General features: G+C 73.9%; 14 protein-coding genes, 1 tRNA gene and 1 pseudogene. 9 read left to right on the forward strand and 7 right to left on the reverse strand.

Going from position 1 to position 18,263, the window contains the following annotated elements:
• Window positions 1-206: 206 nt before the first annotated feature.
• Entirely contained in the window at window positions 207-2,285 is a 2,079-nt protein-coding gene (fusA, locus tag AB0D46_RS18580) for an elongation factor G (protein ID WP_362878614.1), read from the reverse strand.
• 476 nt (window positions 2,286-2,761) lie between these two features.
• Between fusA and AB0D46_RS18585 the strand changes: the two genes are divergently transcribed.
• From AB0D46_RS18585 to AB0D46_RS18610, 6 genes and pseudogenes are all read left to right on the forward strand, one after another.
• Window positions 2,762-3,949: an MFS transporter gene (locus tag AB0D46_RS18585; protein WP_362878615.1), complete on the forward strand. Its 1,188-nt coding sequence runs from the start codon at window positions 2,762-2,764 to the stop codon at window positions 3,947-3,949.
• A gap of 189 nt (window positions 3,950-4,138) precedes the next feature.
• A complete protein-coding gene (locus tag AB0D46_RS18590) occupies window positions 4,139-4,570 on the forward strand; it encodes a VOC family protein (RefSeq protein WP_362878617.1) in 432 nt (143 codons plus the stop codon).
• A 24-nt stretch (window positions 4,571-4,594) separates the two neighbouring features.
• Window positions 4,595-4,934 (forward strand): annotated as a pseudogene (locus tag AB0D46_RS18595) (NADP-dependent oxidoreductase); the annotation flags it as partial.
• A 188-nt stretch (window positions 4,935-5,122) separates the two neighbouring features.
• Complete coding sequence (locus AB0D46_RS18600) at window positions 5,123-5,512, forward strand: VOC family protein (RefSeq protein ID WP_362878619.1); 390 nt, start codon at window positions 5,123-5,125, stop codon at window positions 5,510-5,512.
• 274 nt (window positions 5,513-5,786) lie between these two features.
• Window positions 5,787-7,298 carry an alpha/beta hydrolase gene (locus AB0D46_RS18605; protein ID WP_362878621.1) on the forward strand — a complete coding sequence of 504 codons (1,512 nt, stop codon included), beginning with the start codon at window positions 5,787-5,789 and terminating at the stop codon, window positions 7,296-7,298.
• Window positions 7,299-7,385: 87 nt separating this feature from the next.
• Entirely contained in the window at window positions 7,386-7,967 is a 582-nt protein-coding gene (locus tag AB0D46_RS18610) for a hypothetical protein (protein WP_362878623.1), read from the forward strand.
• 102 nt (window positions 7,968-8,069) lie between these two features.
• Here the strand turns inward: AB0D46_RS18610 and AB0D46_RS18615 are convergent.
• Both AB0D46_RS18615 and AB0D46_RS18620 read right to left on the reverse strand, forming a co-directional pair.
• Window positions 8,070-8,143, reverse strand: a tRNA-Met gene (locus AB0D46_RS18615).
• A complete protein-coding gene (locus AB0D46_RS18620) occupies window positions 8,121-9,860 on the reverse strand; it encodes a CocE/NonD family hydrolase (RefSeq protein ID WP_362878625.1) in 1,740 nt (579 codons plus the stop codon). The genes AB0D46_RS18615 and AB0D46_RS18620 overlap by 23 nt, the downstream gene beginning before the upstream one ends.
• A gap of 123 nt (window positions 9,861-9,983) precedes the next feature.
• On the opposite strand from AB0D46_RS18620, the gene AB0D46_RS18625 reads away from it, so the two are divergent.
• Window positions 9,984-10,703: a TetR/AcrR family transcriptional regulator C-terminal domain-containing protein gene (locus AB0D46_RS18625; protein WP_362878627.1), complete on the forward strand. Its 720-nt coding sequence runs from the start codon at window positions 9,984-9,986 to the stop codon at window positions 10,701-10,703.
• 655 nt (window positions 10,704-11,358) lie between these two features.
• Complete coding sequence (locus AB0D46_RS18630) at window positions 11,359-12,567, forward strand: cytochrome P450 (protein WP_362878629.1); 1,209 nt, start codon at window positions 11,359-11,361, stop codon at window positions 12,565-12,567.
• Between the two features lie 45 nt (window positions 12,568-12,612).
• Here the strand turns inward: AB0D46_RS18630 and AB0D46_RS18635 are convergent, their stop codons facing one another.
• A complete protein-coding gene (locus tag AB0D46_RS18635; RefSeq protein WP_362878631.1) occupies window positions 12,613-13,203 on the reverse strand; it encodes an XRE family transcriptional regulator in 591 nt (196 codons plus the stop codon).
• 78 nt (window positions 13,204-13,281) lie between these two features.
• Between AB0D46_RS18635 and AB0D46_RS18640 the strand changes: the two genes are divergently transcribed.
• Window positions 13,282-14,313 carry a methyltransferase gene (locus AB0D46_RS18640; RefSeq protein ID WP_362878633.1) on the forward strand — a complete coding sequence of 344 codons (1,032 nt, stop codon included), beginning with the start codon at window positions 13,282-13,284 and terminating at the stop codon, window positions 14,311-14,313.
• Between the two features lie 36 nt (window positions 14,314-14,349).
• Here AB0D46_RS18640 and AB0D46_RS18645 read toward each other — a convergent pair whose 3' ends face one another.
• From AB0D46_RS18645 to AB0D46_RS18655, 3 genes are all read right to left on the reverse strand, one after another.
• The gene (locus tag AB0D46_RS18645; protein WP_362878635.1) at window positions 14,350-16,434 is read right to left on the reverse strand and encodes a SpoIIE family protein phosphatase; all 2,085 of its coding nucleotides are present in this window, start codon (window positions 16,432-16,434) and stop codon (window positions 14,350-14,352) included.
• A gap of 158 nt (window positions 16,435-16,592) precedes the next feature.
• Entirely contained in the window at window positions 16,593-17,150 is a 558-nt protein-coding gene (locus AB0D46_RS18650; protein WP_362878637.1) for a YceI family protein, read from the reverse strand.
• Window positions 17,151-17,191: 41 nt separating this feature from the next.
• Window positions 17,192-18,256 (reverse strand): amidohydrolase family protein, encoded by a 1,065-nt coding sequence (locus AB0D46_RS18655; protein WP_362878639.1) that lies wholly within the window; start codon window positions 18,254-18,256, stop codon window positions 17,192-17,194.
• Window positions 18,257-18,263 lie beyond the last annotated feature (7 nt).

Below are 18,263 nucleotides of genomic sequence, written 5' to 3' on the forward strand. Positions count from 1 at the left end.
GGTGAGGGCACCCCGGGCGCCAACGAGGCGCGGGCTGGCAGGCGTTGGGGCAGTCGGCCCACCCATGACCGGTACGGCCCCGGCGGGTTCGGTGCCGGCGGCGGCCCTCGCCCTGCCGACCGGCCCCCGGCGAGCCGCCGGTCCGCCCGCCCCGCGCCGTATCCCCGTCCCCCGCGAGTGGGAGGACGGGGATCCGGCACCTGCCCCTAACGGGCCGGCAGCGCACCAGCGACCGACGACGGGACCGGGGCGAGACCCGCGGGCCGGGTGGTGAAGGTGCCCCGCCCCTGGGTCCGGCCCCGCAACCGGGACGCGTACCCGAACAGCTCCGCCAGCGGCACCGTCGCCGTGATCACCGCGGTCCCGGCGACGGACGTGGAGCCGCCGACCCGACCCCGGCGGGCCGCGAGATCACCGAGGACGCCGCCGACAGCGTCCTGCGGCACGGTCACCGTCACCTCCACGACCGGCTCCAGCAGTTCGACGGCGCTCACCCGCAGCGCCTCGCGCAGGGCGAAGCGGCCCGCGGCCCGGAACGCCATCTCCGAGGAGTCCTTGGAGTGGGTCGCCCCGTCGGTGAGGGTCACCCGCAGCCCCGTCACCGGGAAACCGCCCAACGGACCCTCGGCGAGGGCGTCGCGACAACCCGCCTCCACGGCGCGCGCGTACTCCTGCGGCACCCGGCCGCCGACGACCGCCGACCGGAACGCGAACCCGGGCTCCGCCAGCGGCTCCACGTCGATGACGACGTGCGCGAACTGGCCCGCGCCACCGTCCTGTTTGACGTGCCGGTACACCAGCCCGGTCACCCCGCGCACGACGGTCTCCCGGTAGGAGACCTGCGGCTGACCGACGGCCACCTCCACCCCGTGCCCGCTGCGGATCTTCTCCACCGCGACCTCCAGGTGCAGCTCGCCCAACCCCGACAGCACGGTCTGACCGGTCTCCGCGTCCGAGCGCACCACCAGCGAAGGATCCTCCTCCGCCAGCCGTGCCAGCGCCACGGCGAGCCGCCCCGTGTCGGTGCCGCGCCGCGCCTCCACCGCGACCGACACCACCGGATCGGCCACCTTCGGCGGTTCCAGCAGGACGGGCGCGTCCGGAGCGCACAGCGTCGTACCCGCGCGGGCCGTCTTCGGCCCGATCACGGCGACGATGTCACCGGCCACGGCCTCCTCCCTCTCCTCGTGCCGGTCGGCCTGCACCCGCAGGATCCGCCCGACGCGTTCCGTACGGCCCGTACCGGGATCCAGTACGGTCGCCCCCTTGCGCAGGGTGCCCGCGTAGATCCGCAGGTAGGTGAGCCGGCCCGTCGCCGTGGCCGACACCTTGAACGCGAGCGCCGTGAACGGCGCCGCCGGGTCGGGAGCCCGCTCCTGCTCGGCGCCGGCGGCCGTCCCGCGCACCGGCGGCATGTCCGCGGGCGACGGCAGGTACGCCACGACCGCGTCCAGCAGCGGCTCGATCCCGCGGTTGCGGTACGCCGAACCGCACAGCACCACCACGGCCTCCCGCCGCAGCGTCAGCCGCCGCAGGGCGTGGACCAGGGTCGGCCCGCTCAGCGCGGACTCCGCGCAGAACTCCTCCAACGCCTGCGGATCCAGCTCCGCGACCGCCTCCTCCAGCAGCCGGCGGCGCCGCAGCGCCTCCTCGCGCAGCGGCTCGGGCACCGGCTCCGTACGGTGGGTGTCGTCGCCGTCGTGCCAGATCAGCGCCCGCATCCGAACCAGGTCCACCACGCCGCGGAAGTCGTCCTCCCGCCCGACGGGCAGCTGGACCACCAGCGGGACCGCGCCGAGCCGGTCACGGATCGAAGCGACCGCCGCGTCGAGATCGGCGCCCGCCCGGTCCAGCTTGTTGACGAACGCGATCCGCGGCACACCGTGCCGGTCGGCCTGGCGCCACACCGACTCGCTCTGCGGTTCGACGCCCGCGACGGCGTCGAACACGGCGACCGCCCCGTCCAGGACCCGCAGGGACCTCTCGACCTCGTCGGCGAAGTCCACGTGCCCGGGCGTGTCGATCAGGTTGACGCGGTGCCCCTGCCAGGTACAGCTGACGGCCGCGGCGAAGATGGTGATGCCGCGGTCGCGTTCCTGGGCGTCGAAGTCGGTGACCGTGGTGCCGTGATGGACCTCGCCCCGCTTGTGGACGGCGCCCGTGGCGAACAGGATCCGCTCGGTGACGGTGGTTTTGCCCGCGTCGACGTGGGCGAGGATCCCGAGGTTGCGCAGGGTCGTCAGGGTGGGGGAGAAGGGGACGGTGGAACGCCGGTTGGTGCGCATGGCCCGAGGCCTTTCGAACGAAATGGAACAGGGATCGGCGCGATTCCCGGACCACGTACGCACCCACCCGCACGCCCCCGCCCCGGCGTACCGGCCCGTGCCGGGACGGAACCCGGCAGGGCGGAAGGGGGGAACGGGAGGAGCGGAGGTCGGGGCCTAGACGTGTGTCACGGGCATACGGCGCCGGCCGCGCGGCCGGCACCGCACGGCGCGAGACACCGGGATCACGTCGTAACGGGACGGGGGAACCAAGGCGACGGTGCGGTGGGTGCGCATGGCCCGGTTCCCCTTCTCATCGTTCGGCGTCGGACGCGCCCGGCCCGATCGGCGGCGCGCACCGCGAGTGTAGGCAGCGGGACCCCCGACCGGCACGGCATTTTCCGCCGCGCCCCGTCCGGCAGCCCTCCGGCCCCCTCCCGGCGCGCCGGGCACGCCGTGCCCGGCCGGGACGGCGGGCGGGGGTTACCGTCGGCCGCATGGACGGTGACCGTCGAAGGTGGCGTCAGTGCGTGCTCGGCGGGGCGGTGTTCGCCGTGTGCATGGCCGGCACCACTCTGCCGACCCCCCTCTACGGCCTCTACCAGGAGAAGTTCGGATTCTCCGAACTGATGGTGACCGTCATCTACGCCGTGTACGCCTTCGGCGTCATCGGCGTCCTGCTGCTCGCGGGCAACGCCTCCGACGCGGTCGGCCGACGGCCGGTCCTCCTCGCGGGCCTCGCCTTCGCCGCCGCGAGCGCCGGCTGCTTCCTGAGCGCCGACGCGATGGGCTGGCTGTACGCCGGACGGCTGCTGTCCGGCCTGTCCGCCGGCCTGTTCACCGGGGCCGCCACCGCCTACGTCATGGAACTGGCCCCCCGGGACGGCTCCTCCCGGGCCACCCTCGTGGCGACCGCCGCCAACATGGGCGGCCTGGGGTGCGGTCCGCTGCTCGCCGGCATCCTCGCCCAGTACGCGGCCTGGCCCCTCCACCTGACGTTCGTCGTGCACCTCGCCCTGGTGGCGGCGTCGGCGGCGGTCCTGCTGCGGCTCCCGGAGACCGTGGCGGAGCGTCGCCCGCTGAGCACCGTACGCCCCCAGCGGCCCGCGCTGCCGCCTGGCGTCCGGACGGTTTTCGGGCCCTCCGCCATCGCCGCGTTCGTGGGGTTCGCCCTGTTCGGGGTGTTCACCTCGGTCAGTCCGGCGTTCCTCGCGGAGTCCCTGGACGTGCACAACCGCGCCGTCAGCGGGCTCGTCGTCGCCCTGGCCTTCTTCGCCTCGACCGCCGGACAGCTCGCGGTCGGCCGGTTCGGCGTGGGGCGTTCCCTGCCGTTGGGCTGTGCCGGGCTGCTCGCCGGCCTGGCCCTGCTGGCGGGCGCCCTGTGGTGGGACCAGCTGTCCCTGGTGGTGGCCAGTGCGCTCGTCGGCGGGGCCGGGCAGGGCCTGGCCTTCCGCGGGGCGCTGTCCGCGGTGGCCGCGGCGTCCCCGGCCGACCGCCGCGCGGCGGTGATCTCGACCCTGTTCGTGGTGGCGTACACGGGCATCTCCGTGCCGGTGATCGGCGTGGGCCTCCTGACGGGCCCGATGGGCCTGGAGGGCGCGGGGCTGGTGTTCATCGGCTGCATGGCCGTCCTGGCCACGGGCGCCGGCGTCTACCTCCTGCGCCGACCGGTCCGGACGGACTGAGAAGGGTACAACCCCCTCTCCTCCGGCAGGCGTTCACCCTGGCCCGCCTCCCCGTCAACAGAACTCGGGGACAGCGGCGGCGGCGTTGCGGCGTGCGCGCGAGGCGTTCGTGGGACACCGTGGACCCGCCCCCCTCACCCGGGCCACCGGCCCGGACCGACCCGCCGGCGTGACACGAGGAGCCCCTCCATGAACTGGACACTCGAAGTCGTACCCGTCCCCGTCACCGACATGGACCGCGCGAAGGAGTTCTACGCCGACAGAATCGGATTCAAGGTCGACCTCGACGACGAGGTCGCCCCCGGCATGCGCATCATCCAGCTGACCCCGCCCGGCTCGCGCTGTTCGATCGCGATGCTGCACGGAATGCCCACGGCGCCCGGCACGCGCGAGGCGACCCCCGGAAGCCTGCAAGGCTTGCAGCTCTGCGTCACGGACATCGAGGCGGCCCGCGAGGAACTCGTCGCCCGCGGCGTCGTCGTCTCCCCGGTCCGGCACGTCGGGGCGAACGGCTGGGAGGACGGCAAGGGCGGGACCTGGAACTCCTTCCTGACGTTCGAGGACCCCGACGGCAACGGCTGGGTGGTCCAGGAAGCCCCCTCGGAACTGTCCGCCCGCTGACCCGCGGCGGGCACTCCCGGGCGGGCGGTCGCCTACGGGGCCCTCACCCGCCTCGTCCGGATCCGCCCCCGCGACGTCGTCCTCGTGACGGGGGCCGCCGGAGCGGTCGGCTCCCTGGCGGGCCGGACCGCCCGACTGCTGGGCGCCGCCCGGGTGATCGCCGCCACCGGATCGCCCGCCAAGGCCGCCCGCCTCGTCGACGAACGGGCGACACGGTCCTGCTCCGGGGCACCCGCCCTTCGGGGAGCAACTCGCAGAGGCGGCGCCCGAAGGCATCGACGCCGTCCTGGACACCGTCGGCGGTGAGCAGCTCACCGCGGCCCGGCAGGGCGCCCGCGTCGCCGAGATCGCACGGCTCACCGGGCTGCGCGAGAGCCTGGCGCGGGGCGCCTCCGCCGACGTCCCCCAACCCGCCGAGGAGCCGGAATCCACCGACAGCCTCGCCGTGGAACTGAATTGACGGAACGTCAATAATAGCCTGCGGCACCGCCGCCGGCGCGGACACTCGCCGCCGCACCGCATGGCGCCGGGTACGGCGGGTAAGCGCGGGCCATGACGGTCAAGAAGACGAGTGTTCTCGTACTGGACTGCGCCGAGCCCCAGGCCCTGGCCCTCTTCTACGCCCAACTCCTGGACGCCGACGTGCGGATGGGGGACAACCCCGACATCGTCGAAGTGGTCGGCACCGCCGGAGTGCAGCTCGCCGTGCGCCGGGACCACGGCTACGCCCCGCCCAGCTGGCCGCGCCCCGAGGACTCGCAGCAGGCGCACCTGCGGATCCTGGTCGACCCCGCCGATCTCGACGAGGCCGAGCGCGAGGCGGTCTCCCTCGGAGCCCGACCGATCGCCACCGACGTCGAGGAAGGCCCCCACGACTCACGGCTGTTCAGCGACCCCGCCGGCCACTCGTTCACCCTCGCCGGACGACCCGCCACCCTCTGAGGCACGGACCCGGGCCCGCCCCCTCCAGCGCACCGACCAGGTCGGCACCCGTCAAGGATCCGGCCGAGCGGGGCCGCCGCGGTGCTGTCCGCCCTCGTCGTCGCGGACAGCACCGCCGACGGTACGGCCCCCCGCTCGGGAGACCACCGCCGACCGGCCGCTACCCCGACGGCGGCGCGCGTACGGGTGGGGAGCCGATCCCGCCCCCTCCGGACGCGCCACCTCCGCCGGCGCCGCCTATGGTGGAAGAGGGGCACATCCCTCGGAGCGTGCCATGCGATGCGCGACCCTCCTGTGCGCCGCAGCCCTGACCGCCGCGACCACCTTGGGCGGCAGCACGTCGCCACCGGTCCCGGACGATCCGCGGCTGACCGCGTTCTACCAGCAGAAGATCACCTGGGGCTCGTGCCCCACGTCCCACCCCGCCGTCATGCGGTGCGGGACACTCGCGGTCCCCCTCGACTACGCACACCCCGACCGGGGCACCGTCGAGCTCGCCCTGTCCCGCATCCCGGCCACCGGGCCGCACCGGCTGGGCTCGCTCGTGCTCAACTACGGGGGACCCGGCCAGAGCGGCGCCGCGGGCACGGCCCAGCGCTTCGCCCGCTGGCAGGACCTCGCCCGGTCCTACGACATGGTGGGCTTCGACCCCCGGGGCATCGCCGAGAGCTCCCCGATCAGTTGCGACGGCGCCCTGCCGCTCGTGGGCACCGAGTACATGGACGCCACCGAGCTGCTGAACGCCACCGAGGCGGCGAACCGCGCCTGCGAGAGCCGTACCGGACCGATTCTGCACCACGTGGGCACGGTCGACGTCGCCCGCGACATGGACGTCCTGCGCGCGGCGCTCGGCGAGTCGAAACTCCACTACGTGGGCGCCTCCTACGGCACCCGGATCGGCGCCGTCTACGCGGCCGAGTTCCCGCGACGCGTCGGCCGGATGGTGCTTGACGGGGTCGACACCCTCGCCAAACCCCTGACCGAACAGGCCCTGGACGTCGTGAAGGGCCAGCAGCTCGCCTTCGAGGGGTTCGTCGCCTGGTGCACCGCGCAACCCGGCTGCGTCTTCGCCGGGATGGAGCCGAAGGAAGCCGTACGGCAGACCGAACGGCTGGTCACCCGGCTGGACGAGCAGCCGCTGCGCACCGCGGCCGGCAAGGAGTTCACCGGCCAGTCGCTGGCCTTCGCCATCGAGAACTCACTGTACGGAACCAAGAGTTGGCCGGAACTGGCCCGCGGTTTGGGCCTACTGGAGCGGAGCGGGGACCTCACGGTCCTGGCGGACCTCGCCGAGCCGGAGTCGGACAACGAGGGCGCGGCCCTGACCGTCGTGAACTGCGCCGACTACACCGATCGCGGCGCCGGGGACGCGGCGGCGGTCCAGCGCAAACTCGACACCCTGCTGCCGGAGTTCGAGAAGGCCTCCCCGATCTTCGGACGCGGCGAGCTGTCGGAGACCGAGCTCTGCCACGGCCAAGGCCGGGCGGACCGGTTCGTCGCCGACATCGATCACCCCGGAGCCCCGCCGATGCTCCTGGTCGGAGTCCGCAACGACCCCGCGACCCCGTACGCGTGGACCGAGGAGACGGCCCGCCGACTCGGCTCGGCGGTCGTCGTCGACTACGAGGGCCACGGCCACACCGGTTACCCCCACTCGACTTGCGTGAAGCGGTACGTCGACCGGTTCCTGCTGACGGGGGAACTCCCGGAGGGGCAGGGCGGGTCCGGCGACGCCGCCGGGAACACCGTCTGCCCGGCCGAGGAAGTGAACGCGAAGGGCGAATAGGCCCGCCCGGCGGCCCACGCCCCGCCGCGCCGGCGCCCGGCAACCACCGGGCGCCGGACGGCGTCCCCCTTGCCGGGGGTGGTGCGGGTGCGGGCAGGGGAGGGGCGCGGGGGGCGGCCGACGGCGGCGTTGCCCGTCGTCGTCGCGGCGGCGCTGTACGGCTGGGCCCACTTCTACTTCGCGGGCCCGAACCCGCCGTCGGCCGCGGTCGCCGTCGGGGTGGGGGCGGTGCTGGGCACCGCGGCCTGCGCACTGTACTTCGTACGCACCCACGGCAGCGGCGCCCTGTTCGGGGTGCTGTTCCTGGCGGTGGGCCTGCTGCTGACCGTGACGGCGGCCGACCGGGCCGCCGGGCGGGCCGAGGTCGCCGTCTGCGTCGTGCGCGAGGCGCACAGCCAGGTGCAGGGGTCCTACGGCGAGGGCGGTCCGCCTGCCAAGACCGTCCACCGCCTCGTACTCGACTGCCCCGGGGGCTACCCCGACGAACTGAAGGACGACCGGCCCTTGGCGGCGCGGGGCGAGGAGATCGAGGTGGCCTACGACGCACGGCGGCGGGTGGCGCCGGAGCCGGCGGGCGGTACGTCGGCGTGGGTGCCCGCGGTGTGGGCCGCCCTCCTGCTCGCCGGCGCCACGCTGATCGCCGCCAGGAGCCCCGCACCGGGCAAATGACAAGCACCGGCAAATGACGAGCACCGGGCAGGTGAAAAGCGCCGGGCACGCAAAAAACGGGAGGGGCCCGGATCCGAACGGATCCGAGCCCCTCCCGGGCAGTAGCGGGGACAGGATTTGAACCTGCGACCTCTGGGTTATGAGCCCAGCGAGCTACCGAGCTGCTCCACCCCGCGTCGGTGAACCCAACCCTACGGCACCTCGGGGGGTGCCCATGACCACGTCACCCGGAGCGCCCTCGGGGAGCAGCAACGCCGAGTCGCAGTGGACGGTGATGCGCACCGGCCCGGCTGGAGCGTCGCACGCCGGGTCGGGTGCGGGGGCGAAGCGGGGGTGCGGGGCCGCGCTGATCTGCCAGCGGATGCGGTGGCCGGCGGCGAAGCGGTACGCCGTGTGCCCCATCGCGGCGGTGACCGGTACGGGCGCCGGGCCGTCGGCACGCAGCACGGCCGGTGCGTCACAGACGTTGGTGGAACGGCCCCGGGGGTCGACGTCGCACAGGCGGGTGAAGACGTCCGCGCGCCCGCCGTCGGCGGACAGGCTCAATCGGGCGAGGACGGGACCCAGGACGTCGACGGGTTCCGCGAGCGGCGGCCCGGTGAAGATCAGGACGTCGGCGCGGGCCTCCAGGGCGCTGTTGTCGCGCGGTCCGGCGCCGAGCGACAGCAGCGGGCCGCCCACGGACGGGGTGGGGTCGGCGGGGTCGTGCGTGAAGGACGCCAGCGGTGCGGAGCCGTCGGGGGCCAGCCGGATCAGGTGCCCGTCCGGCGCGGGGAACCAGGAGCGGGCGGCCCGGGGCGGCGGCCACGCGTCGAGGTCGCGCCAGGCGTCCTCACCCCCGACGTGGACCCGTACGCCGGTCGGGCGCAGGCCCGAGGGATCGGAGCACAGGTGGGCACGCAGCCAGCCGAGGCTCTCCGCGAACACCTCGGGCCAGCCCCGGCTCAGGGCGGAGGTGTGGGTCCACGGTCCGACGAGCAGGGCGCTGTCGGGTCCGCCGGCCCGGCTCAGGCGGGCGTACTGCTCGAAGGTCTGGCCGGCGAGGGCGTCGTACCAGCCGGTGATCAGCGCGGTCGGCACGCCCGGCAGCTCGGCGGCGGCCGCGGTGGACGCGTCGCTCCAGTACGGGTCGTCCCGGTCGGGGTGGGCGATCACCTCGTCCAACCAGGCGGGTACGCCGCCGAGCGCGGCCGCGTACGAGTCCGGTCGCGGGGCCGAGGGGGCGAGGCCGCGCAGCAGGCGCCGCAGCCGCAGGGAGGCCTTGAGGAACGGGACCGTGCCCCGGTGCTGGTGGCTCATGGCGGCGCCGACCAGGAGGGCGTGCTCCAGGTGGAGGGCGCCGTCCGCGTGGAACAGGGCCCAGGGGTCGTGCAGGCCGAGTTGTACGACCATCGCCTTCAACTCCGGCGGCGGGTCCAGGGCCAGGGCCCACTGGGTGTACCCGAGGTAGCTGGGGCCGATCGTGCCCAGGGAACCGTCGAACCAGGGCTGTTCGCGCAGCCAGGCGACGGTGGCCCGGCCGTCGGCGGCCTCGTTGCGCCAGAGGTCGAAGCGGCCGCCGGAGCCGCCCGTTCCCCGGCAGCTCTGCAGGATCACGTGGAAGCCCTGTTCGGCGAAGAGGGTGCCGTACTGGGGCCCCCACGGCAGGCCCCGGCCGTAGGGCGAGCGGACGAGGAGGGTCGGGAAGTCACCCGGCGAGCGGGGGAACCAGTGGTCCGTGACGAGCGGGCTGCCGTCGGCGGCGGGGACGGTGAGGCCGCGCTCCAGACCCACCTCGTGGAGGCGGGCCGGGAGCCGGCGCCAACCGGCCCTCATCAGGCGGGCGGACAGCGGCGGCTTGCCGGCGGGCGGTGTCCAGGTCGTCCTCGGCGGAGCATCTTGGGCAGGCGTCATCGTTTCCCCTCCATCATTCTCGTACATGGTACGAGAATAGGGGATGCTTGGATGGGAACCGACAGGAGCCGACCGTCGCAAGGACAGGAGCCGACCGTCGAGTAAGAAAGGAACACCCGTACCGTGACCGCAGAAGGCGCACCCGGCGGCGCCGGCCGAGTCGACCCCGGGCAGCTCTGGCTGAGCCCCGAACAGCCCCGCAGGGGACGCAAGCCCGCCTTCACCCGCGAGGCCATCACGGCGGCTGCCGTCGCCCTGGCCGACGCCGAAGGCATCGAGGCCGTCACCATGCGTCGACTCGCGGCCGAGGTTGGCGCCGGCGTCATGTCGTTGTACAGCTACGCCCCGGACAAGGAGACCCTGCTCGACCTGATGGCCGACCGGGTCAACGCCGAACTGCCCGTCCCGCGGGCGCCGACCGGCGACTGGCGCGCCGACCTGAAGGCCATCGCCCACCTCCAGCGCGCCCTGATGCTCCGCCACCCCTGGCTGCCCGCCGCCCTGCACGGCCGCCGCTCCCTCGGCCCCCACGCCCTCGCCTTCCTGGAACACGCCCTCGCCGCGCTGCGCCCCACCGGCCTCGACGGCGCGGCCCGCCTGGAGGTCTTCGCCCAGCTCACCGGGTTCGTCGCCGGACACGTCGCCCACGAACTCGCCCAGCAGGCCGCGACGGCCTCCCCCGAGCGGACGGCGGCGGAAGTCCGCTACCTGGCCACCGTCGCCGCGGACGGCGAGCACCCGGAACTGGCCGAGGTCCTGAAGGCGCCGGCCCGCCCCGTCACCCCCGGAGCCACGTTCGAACGGTTCCTGAACCGGCTGGTCGACGGCCTCGACACCGACTGATCCGCCCCCGCGAGGACGCACCGCTGGCGTCGCGCGGTTCGCGGGGTGAGTACCTTGCGTGCCTGCAGATCGAGGGTCCGCGCCGGCGCGGACACGTGCTTCTCGTGGCGGGCGACGCCGCCGCGCGCCGGGGGCCGTCCAGGTGGCCCCGGCGCCAACCTGGCGGCGCTGGGGGTGATCCCCGTCGCCGGACCGGCCGTCGCCGCCGCCGGGTTCCCCGTACCGGCCCGCGAGCCGTCGCCGGGCGTGGGGTTGCCCGTACCCGCCCGGGATCCGCGCGGCCACATCCACGCCCTGGCCAGCCCGCCGACGCGCCCGAGGTCCGGGCAGTCGCGACCGGCGCCCTCTACTGCTGGACCCGTCTCAAGGATCCGGGCACGATCACCGGAGCCGGGCTCGAACTCCTCGACCTCCTCGCATCCTTGCCGACCCCGGACCCCCGTCATCTGCGCCTCGTGCACCGGCGCACGGAGCTGCTGAACCGGTCACCCGGCCCCCAGGGACGGGCGGTTGACCCCCGAGCGGCCGAAGTCCGCCCCGACCCGGGCGAAGAGGGGGCAACGGGGTGACAAACAGGCGCTACGACGCCGTGACTACTGTGGGAATGCCGCGCAGTCGCGCGGGTGAAGGCACGCATTCGTTCAGGGGGAATGGAATGTCATCCCAGCCCGCGGTCATCGACCTGCTGGATCTCAGTCCGGACTTCGTCCGCGACCCCTACCCGGTCTACGCGCGCCTGCGCCGCCGCGGGCCGGTCCACCACGTCCGGACACCCGACGGAAGGGACATGTGGCTGGTCGTCGGACACGACTCCTGTCGCACCGCCTTCACCGACCCGCGTCTGAGCCGTGACTGGCGCGGCTCCGGGGACCTCCGCCAGATCATCAACACCGGCCAGGACCAGCCGGGGCTCGCCCACATGCTGATGTCCGACCCGCCGGACCACACCCGGCTGCGCCGCCTGGTGGCACGGGAGTTCACGACCCGCCGCATCGAAGCCCTCGCCCCGCGCATCCAACAGGTGACCGACGAACTCCTCGACGCCATGGCGGCGCACGAGGACCGCAGGGCCGACCTGGTGGACGCCTTCGCCTTCCCGCTGCCGATGACCGTCATGTGCGAACTGCTCGGCGTGCCCGAACTGGACCGCGACGCGTTCGGCGCGTGGTCCAACGAGATGGTCGCCCGCACCAGCCCCGAGGCCGAGGCCGCCGCCTACGAGGAGATGCCCCGCTACCTGGTCGCCCTCATCGAGGCCAAACGCGCCGCGCCCGGGGACGACCTGCTCAGCGGGCTCATCCACGCCGTCGACGAAGGCGGCGACAGGCTTTCGCCGGACGAACTCATCGGCATGAGCCTGCTCCTCCTGATCGCCGGACACGAGACCACGGTCCACATGATCGGCAACGGCATGCGGGCCCTGTTCGCCCACCCGGACCAACTCGCCGACCTCCGAGCCGACCTCGGTCTGCTGGACGGCGCGATCGAGGAGATGCTCCGCTACGACGGTCCCGTCGAGACCTGTACCGAACGGCTCGCCCTGGAGGACGTGGAGATGGGCGGGGTCGTGATCCCCGCCGGATCCGCCGTCCTGATCGCCCTGGCCGACGCCGACCGCGACCCCAGCCGCTTCCGGGAACCCGACCGGTTCGACATCCGCCGCGACGCCCGCGGCCACATCGCCTTCGGGCACGGACTGCACCACTGCCTGGGCGCCCCGCTGGCCCGGATGGAGGGCCGCATCGCGCTGCGCTCCCTGCTGGGGCGCTTCCCGGGGCTCACCGGGGACACCGGGGCGACGACGCTGGACTGGCTGCCCGGCATGTTGATCAGGGGCGTCCGGAAACTGCCCGTCCGCTGGTGAACCGCGCTCCCGAGCCGGCCCGCCGGTCGGCGTCGGGCCGTGGCGTCAGCCGCTCGGCTTCGCGCGGACGTGCATGCGTTCGCCCTGCCGGCCGAACAGGCTGAGCACTTCCACGGACCGCTCGTCCGCGCTGCTGAACCAGTGGGGGAGCCGGGTGTCGAACTCGGCTGCCTCGCCGGGCCCGAGGATCAGGTCGTGCTCGGCGAGGACGAGCCGCAGGCGGCCGTCCAGCACGTACAGCCATTCGTAGCCCTCGTGCGTCCGCAGGTCCGGCTCGGTGCCCCGGTGGGGGATGAGCATCTTGTACGCCTGGAGCGGGCCCGGGGTCCGGGTCAGCGGAACGACCGTCCCGCCGTGCACCAGCGGGCGGGGCGTCAGGCGCACCCGGGGGTCACCGACCTCCGGGGCGCCCACCAGGTCGTCCAGCGGCACGTGGTAGGCGGCGGCCAGCGGGAGCAGCAACTCCAGACTCGGGCGGCGTTGCCCGGACTCCAGCCGGGACAGCGTGCTCTTGGAGATGCCGGTCTCCTCCGAAAGGGCGGCCAGTGTGAGGCCGCGCTGGGTGCGCAGGCGGCGCAGGCGGGGGGCGACCTCGTCGAGGACGGCTCGGTAGGGGGCGGGGTGGTCCGTGTCCATGAGTGCATTTCACTCCGCCGTCCCGGAAACGGCAACAACATTTGCCGCCGGGACGGAAAGGGGTGCAGGCTCCGGCCCATGAGCACCCACAGCGCCTCCGGACCCACCCACCAGCACGGCCACGGCAACGCCCACGCCCCCGACCAGGGCCCCGGCCGCACCGACGGCCACGCCCACGGTCCCGGTCACGCGCAGGCCCACTCCCGGAGCCACTCCCCGGGCCACGCCCACGGCCATGACCACGGCCATGACCACGGCACCGACATCGACTGGGCCGCCATGGCCGGCCAACTGGAGGCCAACGGCGAGATCCAGCTCCCGCTCCTGCGCAGCACCGCGGCCCGCCTCGGGGAGTTGCTCGCCGGCGCGGGTACGCGGGTCCGCCGCGTCCTCGACGTCGGCAGCGGCCCCGGCGTGATGACCTGCGTCCTCGCCGAAGCCTTCCCGGAGGCCGAGGTCGTCGCCGTGGACGGCACCCCCGCCCTGCTGGAGCACACCCTGGCCCGCGCCGAGCGGCTCGGGCTCGGCGACCGGGTCACCACCGTGCACGCCGAGCTGCCCGAGGGCCTCGACGCCATGGGCGCCGCCGACCTGATCTGGAGCAGCAAGGCCGTCCACCACCTCGGCGACCAGCAGGCGGCGCTCGACGGCCTCGCGGCCCTGCTGCGGCCCGGTGGGGTGCTCGCCGTCGCCGAGGCGGGCCTGCCGATGCGCTTCCTGCCCCGCGACATCGGTTTGGGCACGCCGGGCCTCCAGGCCCGCCTCGACGCCGCCCTGGAGTACTGGTTCTCCGTCATGCGGGCCGAACTGCCCGGCAGCACCCCGGTGACCGAGGACTGGCCCGCGATGCTCGGCCGCGCCGGCCTGGGACCCGTGGGCGCCTTCACCGCGCTCCTCGACCTCCCCGCCCCGCTGGCGGCGCAGGCCCGTGCCTTCCTGCAGGACCACCTGAGCCGGCTGCGGGAGCTGGGCGACTCCCTGGACCCCGAGGACGGCAGGACCCTCGCCGTCCTGACCGACCCCGAAGCGGAGGCCGGCATCCTGCGCCGCCCCGACGCCTTCCTGCTCTCCGCCAGTACGGTCTTCACCGGGGTGCGCCCCGCCCGCTGACCGCAACGCCGGAAGCCGGCGGCCCCGTCGATCCCGTCAGCCCGGCGTGGACCGACGGACGGTGCCGATGCGGGCGGCGAGCAGGGCGATGTCGTCGTCGGCGGAGGCCGGCACCAGATGGGTGATCAGCGTGTCGCACAGGTGGTCCAGCGGCTGTTCCGGTTCGGTCAGCAGCCGCGTCAGCTCGCCCAGCCGTTCGTCGATGTCGTGGTCGCGGGCCTCGACCAGACCGTCCGTGTACAGGACGAGCAGGCTGCCCGGGGGCACCGTGAACTCGGTCGTGGTGAAGCCGACCCCGCCGACGCCCAGCGGTACCCCGGGCGGGGTGTCGACCAGGTAGACGGTCCCGTCGGGCTCCGCCACCGCCGGGGGCGGGTGCCCCGCGCGGGTGACGGTGCACCGGCCGGTGACCGGATCGCACACCAGGTACAGGAAGGTGGCCAGCATCGGCTCGGCGAGGTCGGCGAGCGTCGCCTCCATCTGGTGCAGCAGGGCCGTCGGCTGCATGTCGAGGCGGGCCAGGGCGCGAACCGTGGCCGACAGCCGGCCCATGACCGCCGCGGCGGCGATGCCGTGGCCCATGACGTCACCGATGAGCAGGGCGGCCCGCCCGCCGCTCAGCGGGAGGACGTCGTACCAGTCACCGCCGACCTCGTTGATGTCACTGGCCGCGAGGTAGCGGTGCGCCGTCTCGATCCCCGGCGGCGGCGAGACGTGCTGCGGCAGCATGCTGCGCTGCAGGACCACCGCCGTCTCGTGCTCGTGCCGGTACAGCCGGGCGTTGTCGATGCTGATGGCGGTGCGCGCGGCGAGCTCGCCCGCCAGGGTGACGTCGTCCGAACCGAACGGTCCCACCGGTCGCGTCCGGTAGAACGTGGCCACCCCGAGGACCACGTCCCGGGCCGTCAGCGGGACCATCATGAACGAGTGCACGCCCGCCCGGTGCAGCTGCTCGGGCTTGGGGGAGTGGCGCGCGGCCGGGGCGAAGGACTGCTCGTCGAAGCGGGCGACCAGGAACGGCTGGCGGGCCCCGAGGGCCTGCGTGTACGGGGCCGCCGCGGGGAAGGTGAGGGTCCGGCCGAGCGGAGCCAGGATGTGGGTGACCGCCGAACCGGTCAGCGGCGCCTTGCCCAGGCGCCGCAGTTCGACGCCCCCGGCCAGCCCCATGCCCGGCTCGTCGCCCCTCGCCAGGACGTCCAGTACGTCGACGGTGACCGCGTCGGCCAGGTGCGGGACGGCCAGGTCGGCCAGCTCCTGCGTCGTGCGCTCCAGGTCCAGACTGGCGCCGATGCGGGCACTGGCCTCGCTGAGCAGGGCCAGTCTGCGCCGCCCGGCCTCCGCCTCGGTGTGGTCGCGCTGCTGCTCGGTGATGTCCAGGAGGGACGCGATGACGCCGATCGGCCGGCCACCGGGGTCCTCCACGCGCACGTACGAGCACGACCAGACGTGGTCGTGCTCCGGGTCGGCGGGCGTACGGCCCGTACGGCGACGGTCCAGTACGGGTTCACCCGTCGCCAGGACCCGACGCATCGCGTCCTCCATGTCGCCCGCGTTCACCTCCGGCAGCACCTCGGCCAGACGGCGCCCCACGTGCGCGGACTCGGCCAGCCCGTTCATCGTCTCCAGAGCCGGATTGACCTGGAGGAACCGCAGCTGGGTGTCGAGTACGGCGATGCCGACGGGCGAACGGGCGAACAGGCCGTCCCAGACCGCCGACGAACCCCGGATGCGCCGCGCGGCGTGCGCGTCGGCCGCGAACACGAGCACCGCGGAGGCGCCGTCGCGCCGGTCGGGCACGGGGCAGGCCCAGATCTCCAGCTCCAAGGGGTGACCGTCGCGGTGCCAGGCGGTGACCGTCCCCATCACCCCGTGCCCGCCGGCCGCCGTCTCCCACAGGGACCGGCCCAGACTGCGGTCCGCCCCCGGATGCAGCAGATCGGCGATGTGCCGGCCCAGGACCTGGGGCGGGAGGTAACCCAGCAGGTGCTGCGCGCCCTGGTTCCACCGGACGATCGTCCCGTCGGCGCTGGTGGCCAGCAACGCCACCGGCAGGGCGCCGAGCCACCCGCCCGCGTCCTGGGCCGCGTGGCTGATCAGATCCGCCAGTGGCTCCTCGTGCATCCCTCACCCGCCCTCCCGGGCAGCCTCGGCCCCGTCTCGCCCCGACCCCCATCAGTGGCGTCCCCCCACCGGGTGGTCCGCCGCGACCCGCGCCCCCTCCACACTCCCCATGGTCGCGCCGACGGCCGGGGAACGCCCCTCGGCCGCCGGCGTGAAGATCAGGACTGTCGGACGGCGGACACGTCGAACTCCAGCACCACCTTGTCGCCGACCAGGACGCCGCCGCCTTCGAGCGCCGCGTTCCAGGTGATCCCGTATTCCTTGCGGCTGATCGGGACGGAGCCCTCCAGACCGACGCGCAGGTTGCCCTGCGGGTCGGTGGCGCTGCCCTGGAACTCGAAGTCGATGTCGATGGACCGGGTGACGTCCTTGATGGTCAGGTCGCCGGAGACGCGGAAGGTGGTGTCGGAGAGCTGTTCCACCGCCGTCGACACGAAGGTGATGTGCGGGAAGGTGGGCGCGTCGAGGAAGTCGTTGGTCCGCAGGTGGCCGTCCCGCTGCTCGTTGCGGGTGTCGACGCTGGCCGTGGTGATGGTGACGGACACCGAGGACTTCGCGGGGTCCGTCCCGTCCAGGTGGGCCTTGCCCTCGAACTCGTCGAAGGAGCCGCGGACCTTGGTGACCATGGCGTGCCGGGCGACGAACCCGATCCGGCTGTGGACCGGATCCAGCGCGTAGTCGCCCGTCAGGGACGCGAGGGAGGTGGCGGTGCTCATGAACCTGCTCCGGAGGATCGAGGGCTGGAAACGCGGGGACGTCAGACGGTGGCGAGCTGCGGGATCAGGCGCAGCGCGTTGTCGTGGTAGATGCCCTGGAGCTGCTCCGGGGTGAAGGCCGGATCGGAGTCGAGGGCGGGCAACGCCAGGTCGGTGACCGTGTCGCCGGGGGCGGCGGGCCAGTCGGTGCCGAAGAGGACCCGCTCGGCGGGCACGTGGGCGAGGAGGGTCGCCGCACTCGCCATCGGCCCGGCGGTGTCGTAGTGGAAGCGCCCCAGGTACTCGCGGACGGTGCCCGGGTCCACGGGCGGCTCGCAGAACCGGCCCAGGGCTTGCAGGCGCGTCGCGATGTACGGCAGGAAACCACCCGCGTGCGGCAGGATCACCGAAATGTCCGGGAACCGGTCCAGGGTCCGCTTGCTGATCATGTTCACGGCGGCCCGGGTGGTGTCCAGCAGGAAGTCGCACATGAAGTTCGGGATCCCCGGAACGGTCGCCGGTCCGGGCGGACCGTCCGGCAGGTTGTGAGGGTGGGTGTCGACCACCGCGCCGAACTCGTTCAGCTCGGAGAACACCCGGTCGTAGGAGGGGTCCCCGAGGTAGACGCCCCCGTAGTTGGCCGTCACGTTCACGCCGACGGCGCCGAGCTGCCCCAGTCCGCGCCGGATCGCCCACGAGGAGGCGTCCGGGTCGTCGAGGAAGAGCGGGACGTAGAAGGAGAACCGTCCCGGGTGGGAGGTCGCCACCTCGATCATCGACTGGAGCGTGATGTTGATCGCCTCACGCTGCTGCGCCGTGGAGTGGTAGCGGGCGGGCAGCATGGGCTTCAGGACGGCCGTGGCGATGCCCGCGCGGTCCATGAACGCGATCGCGGCGTCGGTGCCCAGCCCGGTCCACGGCGGCAGCCGCTTCGGGTCGACCAGCTCGTGACGCACCGCCCAGTCGAGCCACTCGGGCGCACAGTAGTGGTGGTGCATGTCGATCTTCGACCGGTTCGCGTGGACCGCTCCGGTACCGGGCGCGAGGACGTCGCCGGCGGGGCCGGGACGCTCGTCCGGTGCCGTGCCCAGGAGGGCCGAACCAAAGGTGCTCGCGGATTCAGGCATGCCGATT

It is taken from the genome of Streptomyces sp. NPDC048383, from assembly GCF_040651775.1.
Lineage (GTDB): Bacteria > Actinomycetota > Actinomycetes > Streptomycetales > Streptomycetaceae > Streptomyces.